Genomic DNA, 25,241 nt, shown 5'->3' with positions numbered 1-25,241 from the left:
ATGACACGAAAATCATTCACCTTATTCGACCCAACCCTGGCCAGACCCGCCATTGTCGAGTCGTTTCGCAAACTCAGCCCCAGGGTGCAGTGGCGCAACCCGGTGATGTTCGTCGTCTATGTCGGCGCGATCCTCACCACCGGCTTGTGGATCCAGGCTCTGGGCGGCAAAGGCGAGGCAAGCAGCGGCTTTATCGTCGCCGTGACCTTGTGGCTGTGGTTCACCGTGCTGTTCGCCAATTTTGCCGAGGCCCTCGCGGAAGGTCGCAGCAAGGCTCAGGCGGCTTCTCTGCGCGACCTCAAAAAGGAGATCTGGGCCAAGAAGCTGCGCGAACCCCACTATGGCTCAGAGTGGCAATTGGCTCAGTCCAGCGATCTCTGCAAGGGTGACGTGGTGGTGGTCGAAGCAGGCGATCTCGGAGGTTCTCTGATTCCCGCCGATGGCGATGTGATCGAGGGCGCAGCGTCAGTGGACGAGTCAGCCATCACTGGCGAGTCAGCGCCGGTAATCCGGGAGGCTGGCGGCGATTTTTCCGCGGTGACCGGCGGGACACGGGTGCTCTCCGACTGGATCGTCATTCGCGTCACGACGAACCCCGGTGAAACCTTCGTCGACCGCATGATCGCGATGGTCGAGAACGCCAAGCGGCAGAAGACTCCAAACGAAATCGCGTTATCGATCTTGCTGGTGGCCCTGACCATCGTGTTTCTCGGCGTCACCGTCACCCTGCTGCCGTATTCGCTGTATGGCGTCGAAGTGGCAAAGTCCGGGTCGCCCATCTCGATCACCGTACTGGTCGCCCTGCTCGTCTGCCTGATTCCCACGACCATCGCCGGCCTGTTGTCGGCGGTAGGTGTAGCCGGCATGAGCCGCATGATGGAAGCCAACGTGATTGCCACCTCGGGGCGGGCGGTGGAGGCCGCTGGTGATGTCGACGTGTTGCTGCTCGACAAGACCGGCACCATCACCCTCGGCAATCGCCAGGCATCCGCCTTTCTGCCGGCACCGGGAGTCAAGGAATCGGAACTGGCCGACGTGGCGCAACTCGCCTCGCTTGCCGATGAAACCCCCGAAGGCCGCAGCATCGTGGTACTGGCAAAACAGCGGTTCAACCTGCGTGAGCGCGACATCCACACGCTCGGCGCGCATTTTGTTCACTTCTCGGCGCAGACGCGTATGAGCGGCGTCGACATGGGCAACCGGCAGATACGAAAGGGAGCGGCCGAAGCGATCCATAAACATGTTGACGCCCTGGGCGGCAACTTTCCGGAGAAAGTGCAAGCCATCGTCGACGACGTTGCCCGTCGTGGCAGCACGCCGCTGGTGGTGACAGACGGGCTCAAGGTTCTCGGTGTCATAGAACTCAAAGACATCATCAAGGGCGGCATCAAGGAACGCTTTGCCGAACTCCGCCGCATGGGTATCAAGACCGTGATGGTGACCGGTGACAATCGGCTCACCGCAGCGGCAATCGCTGCCGAAGCGGGGGTCGATGACTTCCTGGCCGAAGCGACGCCCGAGGACAAACTGCGGTTAATCCGCAGTCACCAAAGCGAAGGTCGACTAGTCGCGATGACGGGCGACGGCACCAACGATGCACCGGCCCTGGCTCAGGCCGACGTTGCGGTGGCCATGAACTCGGGTACCCAGGCTGCCAAAGAGGCCGGCAACATGGTCGACCTCGATAGCAACCCGACCAAGTTGATCGAGGTGGTGGAAACAGGCAAGCAGATGCTGATGACCCGAGGCTCATTGACCACCTTCTCGATCGCCAACGACATCGCGAAATACTTCGCGATCGTCCCGGCCGCTTTCGTCAGCACCTATCCGCAGCTCTCCGCGCTCAACATCATGGGGCTCGCAAGCCCGAACTCGGCGGTCTTGTCCGCGGTGATCTTCAATGCACTGATCATTGTCTTCCTGATCCCGCTGGCGTTGAAAGGCGTCAAGTACCGCCCGGTCGGAGCAGCGTTGCTGCTGCGCCGGAACCTGTTGATCTACGGTCTGGGCGGCGTGATCGTGCCGTTCATTGGTATAAAACTGATCGACATGACCTTGTCGGTTGTCGGTCTGACTTGAAGGAGCGCTCACATGTCATCCTTGCTCCGTCCGGCATTGACACTGCTCATCGTACTTTCTCTGATGACCGGCGTGGCCTATCCGCTGGCCATGACCGGCATCGCCAGACTGATATTCCCGCAGCAGGCTGCGGGCAGCCTGATCGAGAAGGACGGCAAACCGGTGGGTTCCATGTTGATCGGCCAGGCATTCAGTGATCCCAGGTACTTCTGGAGCCGTCCATCCGCCACGAGCCCCATGCCTTATAACGCCAGCGCCTCGAGCGGATCGAATCTGGGCCCGCTGAACCCGGCCCTGGCCGACGCCGTCAAGAGCCGCATCGCAGCACTGCGCGCAGCCGACCCGAGCAACAGTGCGCCGGCACCGGCTGACCTGGTCTACAGTTCTGCCAGTGGACTTGACCCACATATCAGTGTCGTTGCCGCCGACTACCAGGCCGCCCGGGTCGCGCGGATCCGCAACCTGCCACTCGAGCGCGTGCGCGCACTGATTGTCGAACACTCCGAAGGCCCGCTGCTGGGGTTCCTGGGCGAGCCGCGGGTCAACGTCCTGGCACTGAACCTGGCACTCGACGCCACACGCTGAGAGCCGACTCATACACGGTGGTCCTGATGGACGGACAACGCCCTGACCCGGATCAATTGCTGGCGCAGATTCGCGAGGAGGAATCGCAGGCGAAGCGCGGCCGACTGAAAATTTTTTTCGGTGCCAGCGCCGGTGTCGGCAAGACATACGCGATGCTCGTCGCCGCCCGTGCAGCGCAAGAGCTGAATGTCGATGTGCTGATTGGCGTGGTCGAAACCCACGGTCGCGCCGAGACACAAGCGCTGGTTTCCGGGCTCCAGCAGCTGCCGCTCAAACAAGTCCTCTACAAGGATCGCACGCTGACTGAATTCGATCTCGACGGTGCGCTTGAGCGCAAACCGAAACTGATCCTGATCGATGAGCTGGCGCATTCCAATCTCGCCGGCTCCAGGCACCCGAAACGCTGGCAGGATGTCGAGGAACTGCTCAGCACCGGCATTGATGTCTGGTCGACGATGAACGTCCAGCATCTTGAGAGCCTGAATGACATTGTCGGCGGCATCACCGGGATCCGGGTGTGGGAGACGGTGCCCGACCACGTGTTTGACAGCGCAGACGAAGTGGTCATCGTCGATTTGCCACCCGACGACCTGTTGCAGCGTTTGAAGGAAGGCAAAGTGTACCTGGCGCATCAAGCCGAACACGCGGTGCACAATTTCTTCCGCAAGGGCAACCTCATAGCGCTGCGAGAATTGGCTCTGCGCCGAACGGCCGATCGGGTCGACAACGAGATGCTGCAATACCGCCAAAGCGGTGCGGTACAGCCCGTCTGGGGCACACGAGATTCCTTGCTTGCCTGCGTCGGCCCTGGGGAGCGCACAGAGAAAACCGTGCGCTCGACCGCGCGTCTGGCGGCCCAACTTAATGTGCCCTGGCATGCCGTCTACGTCGAGACACCCGCATTGCAACGCCTGCCCGATGTCGCACGCCAGCGTGTCCTGCGCACCTTGAAACTCGCCCAAGAGATGGGGGCGCAGATTTCGACCCTGGCCGGCCAGGACGTTGCCCAGACCCTGGTCAAGTATGCACGACAGCACAACCTCTCCAAGGTCGTGCTTGGGCGTGACGATACGCCGCGCCGATGGCCCTGGACTCGCATGCTGGCGGATCGGATCGGTGAGCTTGGAAGCGACCTGGACGTGGTTCAGATCGCACTCCCGGCACAACAACGTACTCGACCCGAGAAGGCCACCGTCGGCAGCGAGAATCGCGTGGTGTGGCCCGCCTACGCCATGAGTGCTGCGATCTGTGCGGCGACCACCTTGCTGGCCACGCCCCTGTTGCAGGTATTCGAACTGACCAATATCGTGATGCTGTTCCTGCTCGCGGTCGTCGGCATCGCGGTTCGCTATGGCCGCGGTCCGGCGGTTCTCGCAGCATTCCTCTCGGTTGGTGCGTTCGACTTCTTCTTCGTGCCACCGCGTTTTTCGTTCACCATCAACGACGCCCAGTACCTGGTGACCTTCGGCGTAATGCTCGTTGTGGCACTGGTGATCGGTCAAATGACTGCCGGCCTGACCTACCAGGCACGGGTAGCGCAAAAGCGCGAAGATCGCATACGAGCGCTGTATGAGATGTCCCGGTATTTGTCCGCAGCACTCATGACCGAGCAAGTGGCCGAGATCGGCACGCGTTTCCTCGCAGACGAATTCAACGCACGATCGGCATTGCTCGTCGCCGATGACAACGACAAGCTGCAAGCGCCGATGACCACCGGCGATGCTCCTGAGGTCGACTCTGCCATTGCCCAGTGGTCCTTCGATAAAGCCGAGGCAGCCGGATACGGAACCGATACCCTGCCGGCGAGCCCGACCCTCTATCTGCCGCTATCGGCGCCAATGCGCGTACGCGGTGTACTGGCGATACAACCGCGCGACTCAACTCGTCTGGCCGTTCCGGAGCAGCGACGCCTGCTCGACACGTGCGCGTCGCTGTTAGCCATCTCGCTGGAAAGAATCCATTACGTCAATGTCGCTCAGGACACCACGGTTCAGATGGAATCCGAGCGCCTGCGTAACTCGCTGCTGGCTGCGATCTCGCACGACCTGCGAACACCCCTTGCGGCGATGGTCGGATTGGCGGAGACACTGACGCTGACCAAGCCCCCGTTGACCGGCGAGCCCGTTGAGATTGCCCATGCGATACGTGAATCAGCGCTGCGCATGAACACTCTGGTTAACAATTTGCTCGACATGGCACGACTTGAATCAGGCGCGGTTGCACTGAATCTCCAGTGGCAGCCCCTGGAGGAAGTAGTGGGCAGTTCGCTGAGGGCCGTTCGCCCTGCTTTAGGCGCGCGCCCGGTGCAGGTGTCCCTACCTGAGGACCTGCCGCTGGTCCAGATTGATACTGTTTTGATCGAGCGAATTCTTGTCAACTTGCTTGAGAACGCCGGCAAGTACACACCGCCCGACACGCCTATCAGAATTGGCGCTGAAGCGACCAGCGACACCATTGAATTATGGGTCGACGACTTTGGTCCTGGATTGCCGCGAGGACACGAGGAAGCGATATTCAGCAAGTTCGAGCGTGGTAAAAAGGAAAGCGCAATCCCGGGCGTCGGGCTAGGACTTGCCATCAGCCGTGCCATCGCCCAGGTCCATGGCGGAACGGTTCACGGCGTCACGCGTCCGGATGGCGGTGCGCGTTTCACGCTGAGTCTGCCACGCGGCGAGCCACCCGTTATCGAACAGCCGGCGGAGCCGACTGAAGAGGACCAACCATGAGCGAAACGGCGCTGCGTGTCCTGATCGTTGAGGACGAAATTGAAATCCGACGCTTCGTGCGCATGGCGCTGCAGGCCGAAGGTCTGCTGGTGTATGAGGCAGAGTCGCTGGAGCGTGGTCTCATTGAAGCCGGGACACGACGTCCCGACCTCATTGTGCTTGACCTCGGACTGCCAGATGGCGATGGGGTCGATCTCATCCGGGATCTGCGGACGTGGTCGCAGGTCCCGATTATTGTCTTGTCGGCGCGTAGTGCCGAGTCCGCGAAAATCGTTGCGCTGGATACCGGTGCCGATGACTATCTGGTCAAACCCTTTGGCACCGGTGAACTGCTCGCGCGAGTCCGGGCCCAGTTGCGCCGGAGCGTCAAGGGTGTTGAAAGCACCTCGATCGTGACCTTTGGTGACGTGCGGATCGATATGGAACGGCGTGTCGTGGAGCGCTCCGGCGTCCCCGTGCATCTGACGCCACTGGAGTACCGCCTGCTGACTCATTTGTGCGCCCATCCAGACCGTGTACTGACGCATCTGCAATTGCTCAAGGCGGTCTGGGGGCCTAACCATCAAACAGATACGCAATATCTGCGAGTGTTCATGGGCGGTCTGCGCAAGAAGATCGAGGTGGACCCCTCGCAACCGCGCCACCTGATCACCGAGACCGGTGTCGGCTACCGTTTTCTTCCTTGAGCGGAGCCTTGATATGGCGGGCCCCTTACGCTCCAAACACCTGTCTCGATACCTCAAGGGTGTGCAACGGCATGGCCTGCCTCTGCATCCGGAAACGACGGAGTCGACATGTTCTATCGCATAGCCGCCGACGGGCTGGTGCTGCTCCATTTGCTGTTCATTCTCTTCGTGCTGTGCGGCGGGCTACTGGTGCTCAAATGGCGCCACCTGTGCTGGTGGCACTTGCCCGCTGTGGCTTGGGGCGCGGCGGTCGAGGGCTTCCAGTGGCCCTGCCCGTTGACCGGATGGGAAAACCACCTGCGTCTGGCCGCCGGAGAAGCCGGCCATGGTGCCAGTTTCGTTGAGCATTATCTGTGGCCGCTGATTTATCCGGCCGGGCTGACACCTGGCATACAGGTATGGCTGGGCGCTCTGGTGCTGGTGGTCAATGTGCTCGTCTACCTGTTGCTGCTGAGGCAGTGAAAGGAGACAGGTGTGCAATACGCGTTCTGATCCAGTGGCGTTGTCGCAAGCCACAAAAATACGACTGCACACGGCCTTCGCTAACGGCTACAGATGAGCCGCAAACGCATCCCGAACCAGATTTGCCCCAAAAAAGGAACCGGACTAGTAATTCGCACCCTTCTGGTTCAATGCGCCTGGGTGATAACTGGCCGGGCGAAGCCAATGGGTGTCTTCAAGAGTTCCTGAGAAGCCCGCGTTGTAGCGTTTCATCCCCTGCGCCGCTAACCGTTTCCCGGGATCAAAATACCGCGCGCCGGAACTGGCATGAAATCTGCTCTTCTACTGACAAACCCGCCGAACTCTCCGGCGGGCGTCCCAAGTGGTCACCGCCGACCACCCGCCTCAACAGGCATGGGACGGGTGAACCAGGCAGCGCGGCCTCGGTTAATCACCCCACCAGACATCAATGAATACCAGGCAAAGACGCCTGGAGCTGCTAAACGGCTCCAGGCGTTTTTTTTTTGGTTTTTTTCTGGCCATGCCAAGGCAGCGGCTTCGACAGAGGAAAGGCTATGAACGCTATCGTCACCCCGATCAAAAGCGAAACACTGGTCGTTATCGGCAACGGCATGGTCGGCCACCATTGTGTCGAGCAACTGATCGAGCGCGGTGCACTCGCCCACTATCACGTGCATGTGTTCGGTGAGGAGCGTCAGCGTGCCTACGACCGCGTACACCTCTCAGAGTATTTCGGCGGCCGTGATGCCGAGTCCCTCGCCCTTGGCGATGCCGATCTGTATGCCCGCCATGGCGTGCAGTTGCACCTCGGGGTTCAGGTACTTGAAATCGACCGTGAGCATAAGGAAGTGGTCACCAGCGCCGGACGCCAGGCTTATGACCGCCTGGTGCTGGCCACCGGTTCCTATCCCTTTGTGCCGCCGATCCCCGGCGCCGAGGGACGTTCGCGGCTGGTCTACCGCACCCTGGACGACCTCGACGCGATCCGCGAAGCCGCCACCCATGCCCGTCGTGGTGTGGTGGTAGGTGGCGGTCTGCTTGGTCTTGAAGCCGCCAACGCCTTGAAATCCCTGGGGCTGGAAGCCCATGTCGTCGAGTTCGCCCCACAACTGATGCCGGTGCAACTGGACGCCAGCGGCGGCGAGGCGCTGCGGGCACGGATCGAGGCCTTGGGTGTCGGCGTGCACCTTTCGCGAGCGACCCAGGAGATCGTCATTGGTGAAGAATATGCCTACCGCATGAACTTCAACGATGGCGAGTTCCTTGAAACCGACCTGATCGTATTCTCCGCCGGCATCCGCCCCCAGGACGCTGTCGGTCGCAGCGCTGGACTGGAGGTGGCAATCCGCGGCGGTCTGGTGGTCGACAATCATTGCCGCACCAGCGACCCCGACATCTTCGCCATCGGCGAGTGTGCGTCCTGGAACGGCAGCATCTTTGGCCTGGTCGCGCCGGGCTACAGCATGGCGCGTAACGTTGCCGCAAATTTGGCCGGTCAGCACTACGAGCCTTTTACCGGCGCAGACATGTCGACCAAGCTCAAGCTGCTGGGCGTCGATGTCGGTTCGATCGGCGATGCTCACGCGACCACACCCGGAGCCAAAAGCTACCGCTTCATCGACGAAGCCAGCGCCAGCTATCGGCGCCTGGTGGTCTCCGCTGACGGCAAGCACGTGCTCGGCGCAGTGCTGATCGGCGACAACAGTTACTACGACACCCTCCTCCAGTACGCGCAGAACGGCATCGCGCTGCCCAAGGACCCGTCCAGCCTGATCCTGCCGCTGTCGGACGGCGCTCCGACACTGGGCGCAGATGCGCTGCCGGACACCGCCACCCTCTGCTCCTGCCATAACGTCACCAAGGGCGCGGTGTGCTGTGCGATCGACGCCGGCTGCACCGATCTGGGCGAACTCAAGGGCAAGACCAAGGCCGGCACCGGTTGCGGCGGTTGCAGCGCGCTGCTCAAACAAGTCTTCGAGCATGAACTCAGCGCCCGTGGCGTCGCCGTTGACAAAAGCCTGTGCGAACACTTCGCCCACACCCGCCAGGAGCTGTACGCCCTGGTGCGGGTGGAAGGGATCATCAGCTTCGACGAGATGCTGGCCAAGCACGGCCGTGGCCACACCGGTTGCGATATCTGCAAACCCGCGGTGGGCTCGATTCTCGCCTCGTGCTGGAACCAGCCGATCATGGATCCGTCCTTGGTGCCCTTGCAGGACACCAACGACACCTTCATGGCGAACATGCAGAAGAACGGCACCTATTCGATCATCCCGCGCATCGCCGCCGGCGAGATCACCCCGGACAAACTGATCGCCCTCGGCGCCGTGGCGAAAAAATATGACCTCTACACCAAGATCACCGGCGGCCAGCGCATCGACCTGTTCGGCGCCCAACTGCATCAACTGCCGGACATCTGGGGCGAGCTGATCGAGGCCGGTTTCGAGACCGGCCACGGCTACGGCAAGTCGTTGCGCACGGTGAAATCCTGTGTCGGCAGCACCTGGTGCCGCTACGGCGTGCAGGACAGCGTTGGCATGGCGCTGATTCTGGAGAACCGCTACAAGGGCCTGCGCGCGCCGCATAAATTCAAGCTTGCAGTGTCCGGCTGCACCCGCGAATGCGCCGAAGCGCAGAGCAAGGACATCGGTGTGATCGCCACCGAGAAAGGCTGGAATCTCTACGTCTGCGGCAATGGCGGCATGCGCCCGCGTCACGCCGAGCTGCTGGCCACCGACCTGGATGACGACACCCTGCTGCGCTACATCGACCGGTTCCTGATGTTCTACATCCGTACTGCCGACAAACTGCAGCGCACCTCGGTCTGGCGCGAGAGCCTGGAAGGCGGCCTGGACTACCTCAAGGAGGTGATCATCGAGGACAGCCTGGGGCTGGGTGCTGAATTGGAGTCGCAGATGCAGTTGGTGATCGACCGTTACGAATGCGAATGGGCCAACGCCATCAATGACCCGGAAAAGCTCAAGCGTTTCCGCACCTTCGTCAATGACGAACGCGGCGACCCGGATATCCATTTCGTCAAGGAACGCGGCCAGCGTCGCCCGGTGCACGCCACCGAACTCCATCTGATTCCCGTTACCGAGGAGGTGCTCTGATGAGCCAGTCAAACGTCGTCCGAATCGAACCCCACCGCGCCAGCGAAAGCCCTGCGCACTGGCGGGCGCTGTGCAGCCGTCACGACCTGGTCGCCAATTCAGGTGTCGTCGCCTGGATCGATGGCGCCCAGGTGGCGCTGTTTCACTTGCCCGATGCCCAGGACAAAACCCTTTACGCCATCGACAACCGCGACCCGAAGTCAGGCGCCAATGTCATTGGCCGAGGTATCGTCGGCAACCTCAAGGGCGATCTGGTGATTGCCTCGCCGCTGTACAAACAGCACTTCCGTCTCGAAGACGGCAGCTGCCTGGAGTATCCGGAGCAAAGCCTGCGCGTCTGGCCGGTGCGGCTGAACGGCGATGTGGTGGAGATTGGAGTAAGCGCGAGTGCTTGAGTGACAGGACTCGGCCCGCAGGTAGACATTCACAGGAGCGTTCCCCATGAAGACCGTTGCACAACTATTGAAGTTGAAAGCCACGCAAAATCAGGTCCACACCATCGCCCCGGATCAGATGGTGCTGGAAGCGCTGAGAGTGATGGCTGAAAAAAATGTGGGGGCTCTACCGGTCATGGAGGGGGGCCAGGTGGTAGGTGTCATCAGCGAGCGCGACTACGCGCGCAAGATTGTTCTCCAGGGGCGCTCCTCGGTCGGCACGCCCGTCAGAGACATCATGAGCGCGCCAGTGGTGACAGTGGACTCCCGTCAAAGCGTCGAGACTTGCATGGGCATCATGACCGACAGCCATCTGCGCCACTTGCCGGTGGTGGAGAACGGACAACTGCTGGGCCTGCTGTCCATTGGCGACCTGGTTAAAGAAGCCATCACCGAGCAGGCCGATCTGATCCGCCAACTGGAACAGTACATTCGCGGAGATCTATGGAGCCTCCCGGTCGTGGGCATCGCACGAGCGCCTGAGATGCATGCGGCAGAAGTCGGCCACTTGCCGTGAGTTGAACAGCGCATACAAAAATGCCCCTATCTTGCGATACGGGCATGTTCTGAAACCACCAGACAGAGCCTGCGGTGATCAGGCTCAAACGGCACGGTCAATTTCATCCAGTACGCATCGCCTTTACTCAGCATGACCCGCCCTGCCCTGGCCTATCGGCTGAAGAAAAACCCTGATGAAAGCCTGAAGGCGACTGCCCGGCCAAGGTGCATCGCGGTCGGTGACCCGGACTTGCTGCCCCTTATCAGCGCGACGGAGTCACCCGTGTGCTGTGCGCTGCAGAACTCTCGGTGTGGCTTGGGCATACACCGTCCCCATTGAATAGCTGCCGATCAGGCAAATCTGCCAATGACAAACGTCGGATTGTCGGCGAATTCGCCCTTTTCACTGTCCGGGCACACTCCTGCGATCTGTCGATAGCAAAGCCTGGCAGACAATTTGCTAAGGGATAACCAGGCATGAGCCATCAACGGCGATGGCTTCGCAAACACCATGGGCAACGGCGTCCGCTCCTCCTCCGCATTGCGGAAGGTGAGCGTGCGCCGTTTTTGCTTTCATCCTGGCAATGTAAGGATTATCCATGTCCGCTCAAGGAATGCTCCATTCGACTCACGCCGCAGCGAACCGGAGCGAGGGGGTCGGCAAACCCCGTCGCCCGACAGGCACGGCATTCGGCAAGGCATTGTTCGAACCCGGTAGAGCCCTTCTCGAACGCAGTCGAATCGGCGCCTGGTTACCGCTTGGATTAGCCCTCGGCGCCTGCGGTTTCGCGCTCGCCGACCAGCCCGCCAGCGCACTGACCCTGATACCTGGCGTACTCTACCTGGGCTGCGCCTGGCACCTGCGCGAGCGCCACCTACGCCGACTGCAGACGTTCTGGAACACCGAACTGGCACGACTACTGCGCAGCCCCCGGGATGCCGATTCGGCGACGCTACTGATGGCCGGCAGTATGCAATTGCGCAACAGCGAACGCTTGCGTAGCGAAGTGCAATTCGCCAGCCGCGCCCTGGAACAGATGGCCCAAAAAGCCCGCGACCAGGGTGAGCAACAGAGCCAACGGATCGCTATGATCGCTGCCGCCAGCGAGCAGATCGATCAGACCCTGCACAGCATCGACGCCTTGGCCCAAGGTGCGCTGGCAGCCTTCGCCGACGCCCATGCCCAGAGCGACGCCGGTTGTCTGGAGGCGCGCGCCGTGGGCGGCAGCATGCTCGCCATCCAGCACAGCCTGGGCAATACCGCACAGGCCGTGGAAGCCTTGCTGCAGCGCACTGCCGCAGTCGAGAGCACGGTGCAGAGCATCCAGGCGCTGGCCAAGCAGACCCAGTTGCTGGCACTCAACGCCTCCATCGAAGCTGCCCGCGCTGGCGAGCACGGTCGTGGTTTTGCCGTGGTCGCCGAAGAGGTCCGCAGCCTGGCCCAGGCCACCGACCGGGCCACCCAGGAGATCACCACGGCCGCAACAGCGATTGCCACGGCGGTGCACCTGGTGGATGGCGAGGTCAAAGAACACCGCGACTTGCTGCAAGCAGGCAGCCAGCAGAGCGAGCAGCTCGCCGCCAACCTCGACAATCTGGCACGACGCAGTCAGTCCAATCTGCAGCACCTTGGCGCCATGCAACAGGCGCTCAGTGAGCACCAGCAAGCCAATCATGCCCTCAGCGAACAGTTGCAACAGGTCAATGGCGCTGTGCAGGAACAGAGCTCGCAGACTCATGCGCTGCACGACCTGACCCGCTATCTCAACCAGCTCACCGTCGGAAGCCGCCCATGAACTCAACACTCATCGAAATACTCGACGGCGAGCCATCCCGACAAACCCGCTTGCCACAGGATGACCCGGGCCTGCGACAGGCACTCTTGCTGGGCCTCGACCTGCTGCAAGGCCTGCAGCAGCATCGCGGCCTCGGTGGACAGACCACCCGCGAGGCACGCCTGCGCTGCCAGGTTCTGGGCGACTCGCTCGACCAGGGCTGGAGAGCGTGGCCGTATGCGACACAACGACAAGCCTGGCAGGTGTTGCGCCGCGACCCCGCGGATTTCGATGGTCACTGCCGGCTGTTACAAGAGTTGCTCGGCGCCATCCAGCATCTTGAACTGCATCGTTGTGCGTTCAATCTGACCCCACCCAGCATCGCCGAACGCTGCTGGGAACTGGAAGACCTGGGGCGGCTGCGCGGTTTGTCCGTGCGCGCGGCCGCCTTTCGCAGTTGCCCTTTGGAAATGCTGATCCAGTTGCAGTACCTGCATGAACGCTTACTCAGGCAGGCTCAAGGCTCGCTGCGCAATGCTCTTGAACGGTTGCAGCGTTGCCTGATCGACGCCCCGACAGTGTCCATCGACCCGGCGCAGTGCTACGCCCTGCTCACCCCCTTGCTCGACGAACGCCTCGATGCCATCCGCCGGGATCTGAACTGAGGTTAAGTTGGCTGGCTCCCTGGAAGAGAAAGTGAACGGCAGAGCCTGGCGCTTAAAAATTGAACACGTAGCTCAGAATCACGCGATGTTCATCGGCGCTGGCACGCAGGCCGGCGGCCAGGGAGGTACTGATATGGCTGGCGTCGACATCGTCACCCTTGACGTAACGCAGACCGAACGTCAGCCCCGGAATGCCGAGTGCAGCGAAGTCATACGTCACAGACCGCAATGAACAGCCGCAGAGACACCGGATCGATATGCCACATGTTCACGTCCACCCCTCAAGCCGAAGCGTGGAACGCACCAGGCGCTGTTCTTCGTTTTCGATTTCCTTGAGGTTCTCGCAGATGCTCTGGATATGCGCGATGGCCGCCTTGCGCGCCTGCTCGGGCAAACGGCCGGTGACGGCGTTATAGAGCCGCGCGTGCTGCCGGTCGATCTGACGTTTTTGAGGTTCGCGGTGATAGAGGTTGTTGACTGAGGCGAAGACTGAGTTGAGCAGCAGATCGGTCAATGAGCGCAAGGTCTGCACCAAAACCGGATTATGCGAGGCTTCGCAAATCGCCAGATGGAACGCGTGATCGAGCCGTGCATGGGCCGAGGCATCGAGTGACTGTGTGTGAGCCTCGACCAATGCCTGATAGCTGCGGGTGATCAGCACGAAGTCCGCATCGGTGCCACGCAACGCGGCCAGTCGGGCGGACTCGCCTTCCAGGAGGCTACGCACCTCGAACAGATCGTAGAGGGTGCGGGGCTGTGAACTGAACAAATGCATCAACGGCGACGTGGGGGTATGTCCCGACAGCTGCGCGACAAACGAGCCCTTGCCCTGTTCGGTCTCGATGATTCCTCTGGCACGCAGCAATTTAAGCCCTTCTCGCAGCGCGGTGCGGGAAACGCCGAGCTTTTCCGTCAGCCGTCGTTCGGAAGGCAAGAGCTGACCGGTCTTCAGTACGCCATCGACAATCAGACGCTCGATGCGTTCGCACACCACGTCCGCCACCTGGGCACGGCCCGAATCACTGTTGCTCATGCAACCTCCAACTGGTATGACCAGTTATGGCGAAAACGCCAATAAAATCAAACAACACAACTAACTTACTGAATATATTGATATTAATCACAAGTAACAAAATCCATCCGCTAAAAAACTGGTTCGACCAGCCTCACAACACATGGACAGTAAGGCCCCTTAGGCCAATGATGCAAGTTAGCTGTTCCCGTGAACAAGCTCCAATAAAAGCAACTCAGGGTCGTTAGCCACCCATGAACATTCTCTACGACGAACGCGTTGACGGTGCGCTGCCTGCCGTCGATAAAGGCTCGCTACTCCAGGCCCTGCAAGAGCGATTGCCCGATCTGGATATCCTGCACCGCGAGGAAGATCTCAAGCCTTACGAGTGCGACGGCCTGTCTGCCTACCGCACCACGCCGATGCTGGTGGTGCTGCCCCGGCACATCGAGCAGGTACAAGGCGTGCTCAAACTCTGCCATGAGCGCCAGGTGCCGGTAGTCGCACGCGGTGCCGGGACCGGGCTTTCCGCAGGTGCATTGCCGTTGGAAAAAGGCGTGCTACTGGTGATGGCGCGTTTCAACACGATCCTGCACATCGACCCCGCAGCGCGCAGCGCCCGTGTTCAACCTGGCGTACGCAATCTGGCGATCTCCCAGGCTGCCGCCCCCTTCGGCTTGTATTACGCGCCGGATCCTTCCTCGCAGATCGCCTGCTCCATCGGCGGCAATGTGGCCGAAAACGCCGGTGGCGTGCATTGCCTCAAGTACGGACTGACCGTGCATAACCTGCTCAAGGTTGAAATCCTCACGGTCGAAGGCGAACGACTGACTCTGGGCTCCGAGGCCCTCGACTCGCCGGGTTTTGACCTGCTGGCGCTGTTCACCGGCTCCGAAGGCATGCTCGGGATCATCACCGAAGTCACAGTCAAACTGCTGCCCAAACCGCAAATCGCCAAAGTGCTGCTGGCCGCGTTCGACTCCGTGGAAAAAGCCGGACGCGCGGTCGGCGACATCATTGCCAAAGGCATCATTCCCGGCGGCCTGGAGATGATGGACAACCTGGCGATTCGCGCGGCCGAAGATTTCATTCATGCCGGCTACCCGGTAGACGCCGAAGCCATTCTGCTGTGCGAACTCGATGGGGTTGAAGCGGACGTCCACGATGAGTGTGACCGGGTTCGTGCCGTACTTGAGCGCGCGGGTGCCACCGAAGTGCGTCAGGCCCGCGACGAAGCCGAGCGGGTGCGGTTCTGGGCCGGACGCAAGAATGCCTTTCCGGCGGTAGGACGGCTCTCGCCGGACTACTACTGCATGGACGGGACAATCCCGCGGCGTGAACTCCCCGGCGTGCTCAAAGGCATCTCCACTCTGGCCGCCGAATACGACCTGAGGGTCGCCAACGTGTTTCACGCCGGTGACGGCAACATGCACCCGCTGATTCTGTTCGATGCCAATCAGCCCGGTGAGCTGGAGCGTGCCGAGACCCTCGGCGGCAAGATCCTCGAACTGTGCGTCAAGGTCGGCGGCAGCATCACCGGCGAGCACGGTGTCGGCCGCGAGAAAATCAACCAGATGTGCGCCCAGTTCAACAGCGATGAGTTGACCCTGTTCCACGCAGTGAAAGCCGCCTTCGACCCCAGCGGTCTGCTCAATCCCGGCAAGAACATTCCGACCCTGCACCGCTGCGCCGAATTCGGTGCCATGCATGTGCACCTGGGCCAGTTGCCCTTCCCTGAACTGGAGCGTTTTTGATGTATGTCGAACAGAATGTCGACGGCAGCGCTGCGCTGCTGGAACAGGTCATCCAGGCGCTGAACAATGCCACGCCGTTGCTGATCCAGGGTTCCAACAGCAAGGCGTTTCTCGGCCGCCCGGTCGCAGGCGAAGTGCTCGACACTCGCGGTCATTGCGGCATCGTCAGCTACGACCCGACCGAACTGGTAATCACCGCGCGGGCGGGCACGCCTTTGGCCGATCTGTCCGCAGCCCTGGAGGCAGCCGGCCAGATGCTGCCCTGCGAACCGCCGTCGTTTGGTGAGGGTGCGACGCTGGGCGGCATGGTCGCCGCCGGTTTGTCCGGCCCGCGCCGGCCCTGGTCCGGCTCGGTGCGTGATTTCGTTCTCGGCACCCGCGTGATCACAGGCTTGGGCAAACACCTGCGCTTCGGTGGCGAGGTCATGAAAAACGTCGCCGGTTACGATCTGTCGCGCTTGCTGGTGGGCAGTTACGGATGTCTTGGCCTGCTCACAGAAGTGTCGTTAAAGGTCCTGCCCAAGCCCCGCCGGTGCATCAGTATCTCGCTGGAAATGGACCGCGCGCACGCCTTGGCAAGGCTTGCCGAATGGGGCCAGCAACCCCTTCCCATCAGCGCCGCCTGCCATGACGGCCAGCGTTTGCATCTGCGCCTGGAAGGGGGCGAAGGGTCGGTGACGGCCGCCCATGATCGTCTCGGCGGCGAATGGCTCGACCCCGGTTATTGGGGCGAACTGAATGAACAGCGTCTGGCCTTTTTCGACGAAGGTCAGCCACTGTGGCGCCTGTCAGTGCCCAACAATACCGGCATTCTTGATCTGCCCGGCGAGCAGCTGATCGATTGGGGCGGCGCCCAACGCTGGCTGAAATCCGACGCCGATGCTGCCGTTATTCGCTCGATTGCCCATGAGGCCGGCGGTCATGCCACCTGCTACAGCCACGGACTGATCGACAGCCCTTTCCAGCCGCTGTCCCCCGTGCTGCTGCGCTATCACCGCCAACTCAAAGCGCAACTGGACCCGCAAGGGATCTTCAACCCGGGTCGAATGTACGCGGAGCTCTGAACCATGCAGACCACCTTAAGTGAACAGGCCAAACGCCTGCCGCGCGCCGAAGAAGCAGATAGCATTCTGCGCACCTGCGTACATTGCGGCTTCTGCAACGCCACCTGCCCGACCTATCAACTGCTCGGCGATGAACTGGACGGCCCTCGCGGGCGTATCTACCTGATCAAGCAAGTGCTGGAAGGCAACGAGGTCACCGAGAAGACCCAACTGCACCTGGACCGTTGCCTGTCGTGCCGCAACTGTGAAACCACCTGCCCCTCCGGCGTGGACTATCACAACCTGCTGGACATCGGCCGCGCGGTGGTCGACGAGGCCGTGCCACGTCCTCTCGGCCAGCGCTTGCTACGCGAGAGTCTGCGAGCGGTGGTACCTAACCCGGGGCTGTTCAAGACGCTGATCAATACCGGCGAAACCTTTCGCCCGCTGTTGCCTGAGGTACTCAAGGTCAAGTTGCCGCGCACTGTGCACCCCGCCAAGCCACGACCGACGACGCAGCACACGCGGCATGTGCTGATGCTCGAGGGCTGCGTGCAACCGAGCCTGTCACCCAATACCAATGCCGCCACTGCACGAGTCCTGGACCGCCTGGGAATCAGCGTCACGCCGATCAGCCAGGCCGGATGCTGCGGTGCCGTGGACTATCACTTGAACGCCCAAGAGGCCGGCCTCAATCGCGCTCGGCGCAATATCGACGCCTGGTGGCCGAGCATCGAAAACGGTGCCGAAGCCATTGTGCAGACGGCCAGCGGTTGCGGAGCCTTCATCAAGGACTACGGCCATCTGCTCACAAACGATCCGGCCTATGCAGCCAAGGCCAAACGGGTCAGCGCCCTGGCCAGGGATCTGGTGGAAGTGCTGCGTGAGGAGCCGCTGGAGCAACTCAAGATCAGCGCCACCATGCGTCTGGCCTTCCACTGCCCCTGCACCTTGCAGCACGCACAAAAGCTCGGCGGCGCGGTAGAAGAGTTGCTGACTCGCCTGGGCTTCAACCTCACGCCAGTCCCGGACAGCCATTTGTGCTGCGGCTCGGCGGGCACCTATTCGCTGACCCAACCCGAACTGTCCCGACAACTGCGCGACAACAAGCTCAATGCACTGGAAAGCGGAAAACCCGAGGTGATTGCCACCGCCAACATCGGCTGTCAGACCCACCTCGACGGTGCCGGCCGAACCCCTGTCAGGCACTGGATCGAACTGGTCGAAGAAGCCCTGCCTTAACCGAACGAACAGCGTCCATTGGAGAACCCCATGAGAACCAAAGCCGTATTGAGCCAGAGCGAAGTCAGTCAGATCCTGGCCGCCGCGCGCACTGAAGCACAGAACAATCAATGGGCGGTGACCATCGCCATCGTCGATGACGGCGGTCACCCACTGGCCCTTGAGCGTCTCGATGGCTGCGCAGCGATCAGCGCCTATATCGCCACGGAGAAAGCCCGCACCTCGGCCCTGGGCCGCCGTGAATCCAAGGGCTATGAGGACATGGTCAACGGAGGTCGCAGCGCCTTTCTTTCGGCGCCGCTGCTGACCTCGCTGGAAGGCGGCGTGCCGATCATCGTCGATGGGCAAGTGATCGGTGCGGTCGGGGTGTCGGGAGTGAAAGCCGAACAGGATGCCCAAGTCGCCAGAGCCGGCGCCCAATGCCTGAATTGAACCGGCCCTTCACTGAACCAACAGCGCTTTGCGCTGAATCGACAACCTCTGATGGAGACTGTGTGATGTCCGATTTCGTCAACTGCCAGCGCCTTAAAGTGGCAGCGACCCTGCAACGGTTCGTCGATGAGGAAGTGCTGCCAGGCACCGGCCTCGACCAGGAAACCTTCTGGAGCGGCTTCGATGCTCTGGTGCATGAACTGGCCCCGCAAAACCGGGCGTTGCTCGCCGAGCGCGATCGTCTGCAGAGCGAACTCAACACTTGGCACCGTGCCCACCCGGGACCTGTGACTGACATGCCGGCCTATCGCAGCTTTCTCACCGCCATTGGCTACTTGCAGCCGCAACCCGCCCAAGTGCAGGCCAGCACCCGTAATGTCGATATAGAGATCAGCACTCAGGCCGGCCCGCAATTGGTGGTCCCTGCGGTGAATGCTCGCTATGCACTGAATGCGGCCAATGCCCGCTGGGGTTCGCTGTATGACGCACTGTATGGCACCGATGTGCTTTCCAATGAAGGTAGCGCCGAGGCAGGCACGACCTACAACCCGGTCCGTGGAGCCAGGGTCATCGCCTTTGCCCGCGCTTTTCTCGATGAAGCCATGCCACTGAGCAATGGCTCTCATGCAGATGTGAGCAGCTACCGCGTTGAGTCAGGTCAACTGCAAGTGACCCTGAAAAATGGCAGCCGGAGCGCACTCTTGCAGCCTGAAAAATATGTCGGTTACCAAGGCCAGGCGCTGCAACCCACAGCTATCCTGCTGAAGAACAACGGCCTGCACGTAGAAATCCAGATCGACCCGGACAGTACGATTGGTCGTGCCGACAACGCAGGAGTGAAGGACCTGCTGATGGAGGCGGCGCTCTCGACCATTATCGATTGCGAAGACTCCGTCGCCGCTGTCGACGCCGCTGACAAAGTGCAGGTGTATCGCAACTGGTTGGGTTTGATGAAAGGCGACCTCAGGGAAGACCTGGAAAAGAATGGCAAACGCATCACCCGACGCCTCAACCCGGATCGCAAATACACCGCCGTCGACGGCAGCACTCTGACGCTGCACGGTCGCTCACTGCTCTTTATCCGCAATGTCGGCCATCTGATGACCAGCCCGGCGATTCTCGACAGCGACGGCGTGGAGATCCCGGAAGGCATCCTCGATGGCGTAGTCACCAGTCTGATTGCCTTGCATGACCTGCAGCGCCGCGGCAACTCGCGCACCGGCAGCGTCTACATTGTCAAACCGAAGATGCACGGCCCCGCCGAAGTGGCGTTTGCCGAGTTGTTATTCAGTCGTATCGAGGATCTGCTCAGGCTTGAGCGCAATACCCTGAAGATGGGGATCATGGACGAAGAGCGACGCACCAGCGTCAACCTGAAAGCCTGTATTGCGGCCGCCTCTTCGCGCGTGGCTTTTATCAATACCGGTTTCCTCGACCGCACCGGTGACGAGATGCATACCGCCATGGAAGCCGGCGCCATGCTGCGCAAGGGCGAGATGAAGAACAGCGCGTGGATTCAGGCCTACGAACGCAACAACGTACTGGTCGGCCTGGCCTGCGGCCTGCGGGGTCGCGCGCAAATCGGCAAAGGCATGTGGGCAATGCCCGACCGGATGGCCGACATGCTCGAACAGAAGATTGCCCACCCCAAAGCCGGGGCCAACACCGCCTGGGTCCCCTCGCCTACGGCTGCCACCCTGCACGCGCTGCACTATCACAAGGTCGATGTGCGCGCGGTTCAAGAAGCATTGGAGCAGATAGATCTGTCCGCCGTCAGTGAGGAAATTCTCAATGATCTGCTCAGCGTTCCGGTTGCCACTATTGGCCGGTGGTCCGCCGAGGAGATTCAAGAGGAAGTCGAAAACAACGCCCAGGGTCTGCTCGGCTATGTCGTGCGCTGGATCGAGCAAGGTATCGGTTGCTCCAAGGTCCCGGACATTCATGATGTCGGGCTGATGGAAGATCGCGCGACCCTGCGCATTTCCAGCCAGCACATCGCCAACTGGCTGAGGCATGGTGTGATCGACCGAACGCAGACCCTGAAGATCCTGCAACGCATGGCTCAGGTCGTCGACCAGCAGAACGCCGCAGAGCCGCACTACCAAGCCATGGCAATCGACTTCGAGCGATCGCGGGCCTTTCAGGCAGCCTGTGCGCTGGTTTTCAACGGATGCGAACAACCGAGCGGCTATACCGAGCCGCTGCTGCATAAGTTCCGCATCGCCTTCAAACAAGGTTGACGCCGAGTGAACTCTAAAAACCTGCCAGCTCAACGACTGCACTACACTTTCGCGGCCTGCGCCAGCTTTCCATGTTGCGTTACACCTCGGATGGGTGCCCCCTGAAAGAAGTCAGCCACATGCCGCGAACCGTCGTATTGCTCCTCGCATTGGTTGCAGCCTCGTACCTTGGGTTGTGTGCCGCCTTGTTCGTGTTTCAGCGTGCCCTCATCTACTTTCCGCAGCCTCGCACCATGGGTATCCCCGCAACGATTCTCAAGCTGCCTGTAGCCGACGCCCAAGTGTTGGTCTCAACCAGACCCCACGACGGTCCGGATGCGCTGATCTACTTCGGAGGCAATGCCGAGGATGTCTCGCTGAACCTGCCCGACTTTTCGCAAGCCTTCCCGAATCAGGCGATCTACCTGCTTAACTACAGAGGATTCGGTGGAAGCTCCGGATCCCCCTCCGAGGAGACCCTCCAGCGCGATGCCCTGGCCTTGTTTGATATGGTCCACGCCGACCACCCCAATACGGTGGTTGTGGGGCGTAGTTTAGGTACGGGCGTCGCCATTCACCTTGCGAGCCAGCGGCCGGCATCGCGCCTGATCCTGATCACGCCGTACAGCAGCCTGGAAGATCTCGCCGCGATAAAAATGCCCTTTTTTCCAGTGAGGTGGCTGCTAAAGGACAAGTTTCAATCGTGGAAATATGCCGCTGGAATCACTGTCCCTACGCTGTTGATCGCGGCTGAACACGACGAGATCGTACCGCGTTCAAATACCGAGAAACTCTACGCACATTTCCCCACTGGCGTGGCCTCGTTCAAGGTCATTCCGGGCACTGGCCACAACTCAATATCGCAAAGCCCTCAATACTTGAAAGTGCTCGGCAGCGGGCTGTAATCGACCTGCTTGATGAGCAGGGAGCTACGTTGTCCAGGCATCATTGGGCCGCTACACAGTGCCTGGTCTTCACTCATAGCTTGTAGCCGATCTGTCGCAACAAGCTCTTGCGCCAAAGGATGTCTTCGTCGCCTTCTATGTCACTGGCACAGAAACCATCCACTACGCCCAGGACCGCTCGACCCTGCTCCGTTTCAGCAAGAATCACCTCAGTTGGATTGGCTGTTGCGCAAAAAATGCGGCATACCTCTGGCACCATTTTGACTGTGTTCAACACGTTCAGCGGATAAAAACCGTCCCCGAGAAAAATGATGAAGCTATGGCCTGCGGCAATGGCTTTCGCATTCTTCCGGGCAAGTTCGATCATGGCGGTATCGGTGCCAGACCATCGCACCAGGCATTTGCCAGAGGCTTCACAAAAGGCCACGCCAAACTTGATACCTGGCACGGCACCTACCAACGCTTCGTGGATATCCTCGACGGACTTGATGAAATGCGTCTGACCAAAAATGAAGTTCGTAGCTTCCGACTTATCGATTTTCACAGTGATGAGTTGCATTTCAATCTACTCCTTTTCCGATGTTGACTAAGCATAGCTATTCATTTGCCATGTCTGTGTCCATCGGCTGTCTCTGGCCCAAGCCAGGCTGGAGTCTCTGCAGGAGCAGCCGGTCGACGCCCGAGTGCGCGCCATGGCGTCTTCGAAATCGCCATCGCGAGCCAGCCCGCGCCGACAAATCGCGCGCAAAACAAAACCCCTACCTGCAGATGCAGATAGGGGTTTCGGAAGTTAATCTTGACGATGACCTACTCTCACATGGGGAAACCCCACACTACCATCGGCGATGCATCGTTTCACTGCTGAGTTCGGGATGGGATCAGGTGGTTCCAATGCTCTATGGTCGTCAAGAAATTCGGGTACCGAGTCGTGGCCTGTTGGCCGCGCTTCAGCAAATTGGGTATGTGATAGCTTCGGTGTTTCGCAAGTCTCTCGAACTTTCGGTTCGTTTCGTCTTCACACACCGCAATCTGGTGCTCTCTCGAGTCAACAAATTGCTTGGGTGTTATATGGTCAAGCCTCACGGGCAATTAGTATTGGTTAGCTCAACGCCTCACAGCGCTTACACACCCAACCTATCAACGTCGTAGTCTTCGACGGCCCTTCAGGGAACTCAAGGTTCCAGTGAGATCTCATCTTGAGGCTAGTTTCCCGCTTAGATGCTTTCAGCGGTTATCTATTCCGAACATAGCTACCCGGCAATGCCACTGGCGTGACAACCGGAACACCAGAGGTTCGTCCACTCCGGTCCTCTCGTACTAGGAGCAGCCCCTCTCAAATCTCAAACGTCCACGGCAGATAGGGACCGAACTGTCTCACGACGTTCTAAACCCAGCTCGCGTACCACTTTAAATGGCGAACAGCCATACCCTTGGGACCGGCTTCAGCCCCAGGATGTGATGAGCCGACATCGAGGTGCCAAACACCGCCGTCGATATGAACTCTTGGGCGGTATCAGCCTGTTATCCCCGGAGTACCTTTTATCCGTTGAGCGATGGCCCTTCCATACAGAACCACCGGATCACTAAGACCTACTTTCGTACCTGCTCGACGTGTCTGTCTCGCAGTCAAGCGCGCTTTTGCCTTTATACTCTACGACCGATTTCCGACCGGTCTGAGCGCACCTTCGTACTCCTCCGTTACTCTTTAGGAGGAGACCGCCCCAGTCAAACTACCCACCATACACTGTCCTCGATCCGGATAACGGACCTGAGTTAGAACCTCAAAGTTGCCAGGGTGGTATTTCAAGGATGGCTCCACGCAGACTGGCGTCCACGCTTCAAAGCCTCCCACCTATCCTACACAAGCAAATTCAAAGTCCAGTGCAAAGCTATAGTAAAGGTTCACGGGGTCTTTCCGTCTAGCCGCGGATACACTGCATCTTCACAGCGATTTCAATTTCACTGAGTCTCGGGTGGAGACAGCGCCGCCATCGTTACGCCATTCGTGCAGGTCGGAACTTACCCGACAAGGAATTTCGCTACCTTAGGACCGTTATAGTTACGGCCGCCGTTTACCGGGGCTTCGATCAAGAGCTTCGCGTTAGCTAACCCCATCAATTAACCTTCCGGCACCGGGCAGGCGTCACACCCTATACGTCCACTTTCGTGTTTGCAGAGTGCTGTGTTTTTAATAAACAGTCGCAGCGGCCTGGTATCTTCGACCGGCATGGGCTTACGGAGCAAGTCCTTCACCCTCACCGGCGCACCTTCTCCCGAAGTTACGGTGCCATTTTGCCTAGTTCCTTCACCCGAGTTCTCTCAAGCGCCTTGGTATTCTCTACCCAACCACCTGTGTCGGTTTGGGGTACGGTTCCTGGTTACCTGAAGCTTAGAAGCTTTTCTTGGAAGCATGGCATCAACCACTTCGTCATCTAAAAGATAACTCGTCATCAGCTCTCGGCCTTAGACTCCCGGATTTACCTAAGAGTCCAGCCTACCACCTTAAACTTGGACAACCAACGCCAAGCTGGCCTAGCCTTCTCCGTCCCTCCATCGCAATAACCAGAAGTACAGGAATATTAACCTGTTTTCCATCGACTACGCTTTTCAGCCTCGCCTTAGGGACCGACTAACCCTGCGTCGATTAACGTTGCGCAGGAAACCTTGGTCTTTCGGCGTGGGTGTTTTTCACACCCATTGTCGTTACTCATGTCAGCATTCGCACTTCTGATACCTCCAGCAAGCTTCTCAACTCACCTTCACAGGCTTACAGAACGCTCCTCTACCGCATCACCTAAGTGATACCCGTAGCTTCGGTGTATGGTTTGAGCCCCGTTACATCTTCCGCGCAGGCCGACTCGACTAGTGAGCTATTACGCTTTCTTTAAAGGGTGGCTGCTTCTAAGCCAACCTCCTAGCTGTCTAAGCCTTCCCACATCGTTTCCCACTTAACCATAACTTTGGGACCTTAGCTGACGGTCTGGGTTGTTTCCCTTTTCACGACGGACGTTAGCACCCGCCGTGTGTCTCCCATGCTCGGCACTTGTAGGTATTCGGAGTTTGCATCGGTTTGGTAAGTCGGGATGACCCCCTAGCCGAAACAGTGCTCTACCCCCTACAGTGATACATGAGGCGCTACCTAAATAGCTTTCGAGGAGAACCAGCTATCTCCGAGCTTGATTAGCCTTTCACTCCGATCCACAGGTCATCCGCTAACTTTTCAACGGTAGTCGGTTCGGTCCTCCAGTTAGTGTTACCCAACCTTCAACCTGCCCATGGATAGATCGCCCGGTTTCGGGTCTATTCCCAGCGACTAGACGCCCTATTAAGACTCGCTTTCGCTACGCCTCCCCTATTCGGTTAAGCTCGCCACTGAAAATAAGTCGCTGACCCATTATACAAAAGGTACGCAGTCACCCAACAAAGTGGGCTCCCACTGCTTGTACGCATACGGTTTCAGGATCTATTTCACTCCCCTCTCCGGGGTTCTTTTCGCCTTTCCCTCACGGTACTAGTTCACTATCGGTCAGTCAGTAGTATTTAGCCTTGGAGGATGGTCCCCCCATATTCAGACAAGGTTTCTCGTGCCCCGTCCTACTCGATTTCATGAC

The 25,241-nt window shown here is 59.8% G+C and carries 18 protein-coding genes, 2 rRNA genes and 1 pseudogene; 16 read left to right on the top strand and 5 right to left on the bottom strand.

Going from position 1 to position 25,241, the window contains the following annotated elements; genetic code table 11:
* The 10 genes and pseudogenes from kdpB (at position 1) to AC07UI_RS03640 (ending at position 13,023) form a co-directional block, all read left to right on the top strand.
* Positions 1-2,079, top strand: coding sequence for a potassium-transporting ATPase subunit KdpB (gene kdpB / locus AC07UI_RS03685; protein WP_494991200.1), 2,079 nt, complete (start codon positions 1-3; stop codon positions 2,077-2,079).
* Positions 2,080-2,091: 12 nt separating this feature from the next.
* Positions 2,092-2,664 (top strand): potassium-transporting ATPase subunit KdpC, encoded by a 573-nt coding sequence (gene kdpC / locus AC07UI_RS03680; RefSeq protein WP_494991199.1) that lies wholly within the window; start codon positions 2,092-2,094, stop codon positions 2,662-2,664.
* A gap of 26 nt (positions 2,665-2,690) precedes the next feature.
* Positions 2,691-5,390 carry a two-component system sensor histidine kinase KdpD gene (kdpD, locus tag AC07UI_RS03675; RefSeq protein WP_494991198.1) on the top strand — a complete coding sequence of 900 codons (2,700 nt, stop codon included), beginning with the start codon at positions 2,691-2,693 and terminating at the stop codon, positions 5,388-5,390.
* Complete coding sequence (gene kdpE, locus AC07UI_RS03670; protein WP_494991197.1) at positions 5,387-6,076, top strand: two-component system response regulator KdpE; 690 nt, start codon at positions 5,387-5,389, stop codon at positions 6,074-6,076. Before kdpD ends, kdpE begins: the two co-directional genes overlap by 4 nt.
* A 108-nt stretch (positions 6,077-6,184) precedes the next feature.
* Positions 6,185-6,538 carry a DUF2784 domain-containing protein gene (locus AC07UI_RS03665; RefSeq protein WP_494991196.1) on the top strand — a complete coding sequence of 118 codons (354 nt, stop codon included), beginning with the start codon at positions 6,185-6,187 and terminating at the stop codon, positions 6,536-6,538.
* 554 nt (positions 6,539-7,092) lie between these two features.
* Positions 7,093-9,651, top strand: a complete 2,559-nt coding sequence (nirB, locus tag AC07UI_RS03660; protein ID WP_494991195.1) for a nitrite reductase large subunit NirB — start codon at positions 7,093-7,095, stop codon at positions 9,649-9,651.
* Entirely contained in the window at positions 9,651-10,046 is a 396-nt protein-coding gene (nirD, locus tag AC07UI_RS03655) for a nitrite reductase small subunit NirD (protein ID WP_494991194.1), read from the top strand. Before nirB ends, nirD begins: the two co-directional genes overlap by 1 nt.
* Positions 10,047-10,092: 46 nt before the next feature.
* Positions 10,093-10,527, top strand: a pseudogene (locus AC07UI_RS03650) (CBS domain-containing protein); the annotation flags it as partial.
* 655 nt (positions 10,528-11,182) lie between these two features.
* On the top strand, positions 11,183-12,379 hold the full coding sequence (locus tag AC07UI_RS03645) for a methyl-accepting chemotaxis protein (protein ID WP_494991193.1): 1,197 nt from the start codon (positions 11,183-11,185) through the stop codon (positions 12,377-12,379).
* Positions 12,376-13,023 carry a hypothetical protein gene (locus AC07UI_RS03640; protein WP_494991192.1) on the top strand — a complete coding sequence of 216 codons (648 nt, stop codon included), beginning with the start codon at positions 12,376-12,378 and terminating at the stop codon, positions 13,021-13,023. The genes AC07UI_RS03645 and AC07UI_RS03640 overlap by 4 nt, the downstream gene beginning before the upstream one ends.
* 52 nt (positions 13,024-13,075) lie before the next feature.
* Here AC07UI_RS03640 and AC07UI_RS03635 read toward each other — a convergent pair whose 3' ends face one another.
* On the bottom strand, positions 13,076-13,243 hold the full coding sequence (locus AC07UI_RS03635; RefSeq protein WP_494991713.1) for an OprD family outer membrane porin: 168 nt from the start codon (positions 13,241-13,243) through the stop codon (positions 13,076-13,078).
* A gap of 48 nt (positions 13,244-13,291) precedes the next feature.
* Positions 13,292-14,056, bottom strand: coding sequence for a transcriptional regulator GlcC (gene glcC / locus AC07UI_RS03630; RefSeq protein ID WP_494991191.1), 765 nt, complete (start codon positions 14,054-14,056; stop codon positions 13,292-13,294).
* Positions 14,057-14,289: 233 nt separating this feature from the next.
* On the opposite strand from glcC, the gene glcD reads away from it, so the two are divergent.
* The 6 genes from glcD (at position 14,290) to AC07UI_RS03600 (ending at position 21,630) form a co-directional block, all read left to right on the top strand.
* Positions 14,290-15,789: a glycolate oxidase subunit GlcD gene (glcD, locus tag AC07UI_RS03625; RefSeq protein ID WP_494991190.1), complete on the top strand. Its 1,500-nt coding sequence runs from the start codon at positions 14,290-14,292 to the stop codon at positions 15,787-15,789.
* The gene (gene glcE, locus AC07UI_RS03620; RefSeq protein ID WP_494991189.1) at positions 15,789-16,853 is read left to right on the top strand and encodes a glycolate oxidase subunit GlcE; all 1,065 of its coding nucleotides are present in this window, start codon (positions 15,789-15,791) and stop codon (positions 16,851-16,853) included. Before glcD ends, glcE begins: the two co-directional genes overlap by 1 nt.
* A gap of 3 nt (positions 16,854-16,856) precedes the next feature.
* Positions 16,857-18,074 carry a glycolate oxidase subunit GlcF gene (gene glcF, locus AC07UI_RS03615; RefSeq protein WP_494991188.1) on the top strand — a complete coding sequence of 406 codons (1,218 nt, stop codon included), beginning with the start codon at positions 16,857-16,859 and terminating at the stop codon, positions 18,072-18,074.
* A gap of 30 nt (positions 18,075-18,104) precedes the next feature.
* Positions 18,105-18,506, top strand: coding sequence for a heme-binding protein (locus AC07UI_RS03610; protein WP_494991187.1), 402 nt, complete (start codon positions 18,105-18,107; stop codon positions 18,504-18,506).
* A 65-nt stretch (positions 18,507-18,571) separates the two neighbouring features.
* Positions 18,572-20,746: a malate synthase G gene (locus AC07UI_RS03605; protein ID WP_494991186.1), complete on the top strand. Its 2,175-nt coding sequence runs from the start codon at positions 18,572-18,574 to the stop codon at positions 20,744-20,746.
* A 119-nt stretch (positions 20,747-20,865) separates the two neighbouring features.
* Complete coding sequence (locus tag AC07UI_RS03600; protein ID WP_494991185.1) at positions 20,866-21,630, top strand: alpha/beta hydrolase; 765 nt, start codon at positions 20,866-20,868, stop codon at positions 21,628-21,630.
* A 73-nt stretch (positions 21,631-21,703) separates the two neighbouring features.
* Here the strand turns inward: AC07UI_RS03600 and AC07UI_RS03595 are convergent, their stop codons facing one another.
* The 3 genes from AC07UI_RS03595 to AC07UI_RS03585 all read right to left on the bottom strand — a co-directional run.
* Positions 21,704-22,189: an adenosine-specific kinase gene (locus AC07UI_RS03595; protein ID WP_494991184.1), complete on the bottom strand. Its 486-nt coding sequence runs from the start codon at positions 22,187-22,189 to the stop codon at positions 21,704-21,706.
* Positions 22,190-22,424: 235 nt separating this feature from the next.
* Positions 22,425-22,540: ribosomal RNA gene (rrf, locus tag AC07UI_RS03590) — 5S ribosomal RNA — on the bottom strand.
* 158 nt (positions 22,541-22,698) lie between these two features.
* A 23S ribosomal RNA gene (locus tag AC07UI_RS03585) occupies positions 22,699-25,241 on the bottom strand; the annotation flags it as partial.

This window comes from Pseudomonas sp. GW821-FHT04C07, from assembly GCF_059420325.1.
Note: the sequence above shows the minus strand (reverse complement) of the source record. Positions and strands in the feature narration are given on the sequence as shown.

Excerpts from the sequence above, each read along its gene's own strand:
- kdpB (WP_494991200.1), top strand. The coding sequence starts at position 1 with ATGACACGAAAATCATTCACCTTATTCGACCCAACCCTGGCCAGACCC.
- kdpC (WP_494991199.1), top strand. The coding sequence starts at position 2,092 with ATGTCATCCTTGCTCCGTCCGGCATTGACACTGCTCATCGTACTTTCT.
- kdpD (WP_494991198.1), top strand. The coding sequence starts at position 2,691 with ATGGACGGACAACGCCCTGACCCGGATCAATTGCTGGCGCAGATTCGC.
- kdpE (WP_494991197.1), top strand. The coding sequence starts at position 5,387 with ATGAGCGAAACGGCGCTGCGTGTCCTGATCGTTGAGGACGAAATTGAA.
- AC07UI_RS03665 (WP_494991196.1), top strand. The coding sequence starts at position 6,185 with ATGTTCTATCGCATAGCCGCCGACGGGCTGGTGCTGCTCCATTTGCTG.
- nirB (WP_494991195.1), top strand. The coding sequence starts at position 7,093 with ATGAACGCTATCGTCACCCCGATCAAAAGCGAAACACTGGTCGTTATC.
- nirD (WP_494991194.1), top strand. The coding sequence starts at position 9,651 with ATGAGCCAGTCAAACGTCGTCCGAATCGAACCCCACCGCGCCAGCGAA.
- AC07UI_RS03645 (WP_494991193.1), top strand. The coding sequence starts at position 11,183 with ATGTCCGCTCAAGGAATGCTCCATTCGACTCACGCCGCAGCGAACCGG.
- AC07UI_RS03640 (WP_494991192.1), top strand. The coding sequence starts at position 12,376 with ATGAACTCAACACTCATCGAAATACTCGACGGCGAGCCATCCCGACAA.
- glcC (WP_494991191.1), bottom strand. The coding sequence starts at position 14,056 with ATGAGCAACAGTGATTCGGGCCGTGCCCAGGTGGCGGACGTGGTGTGC.
- glcD (WP_494991190.1), top strand. The coding sequence starts at position 14,290 with ATGAACATTCTCTACGACGAACGCGTTGACGGTGCGCTGCCTGCCGTC.
- glcE (WP_494991189.1), top strand. The coding sequence starts at position 15,789 with ATGTATGTCGAACAGAATGTCGACGGCAGCGCTGCGCTGCTGGAACAG.
- glcF (WP_494991188.1), top strand. The coding sequence starts at position 16,857 with ATGCAGACCACCTTAAGTGAACAGGCCAAACGCCTGCCGCGCGCCGAA.
- AC07UI_RS03610 (WP_494991187.1), top strand. The coding sequence starts at position 18,105 with ATGAGAACCAAAGCCGTATTGAGCCAGAGCGAAGTCAGTCAGATCCTG.
- AC07UI_RS03605 (WP_494991186.1), top strand. The coding sequence starts at position 18,572 with ATGTCCGATTTCGTCAACTGCCAGCGCCTTAAAGTGGCAGCGACCCTG.
- AC07UI_RS03600 (WP_494991185.1), top strand. The coding sequence starts at position 20,866 with ATGCCGCGAACCGTCGTATTGCTCCTCGCATTGGTTGCAGCCTCGTAC.
- AC07UI_RS03595 (WP_494991184.1), bottom strand. The coding sequence starts at position 22,189 with ATGCAACTCATCACTGTGAAAATCGATAAGTCGGAAGCTACGAACTTC.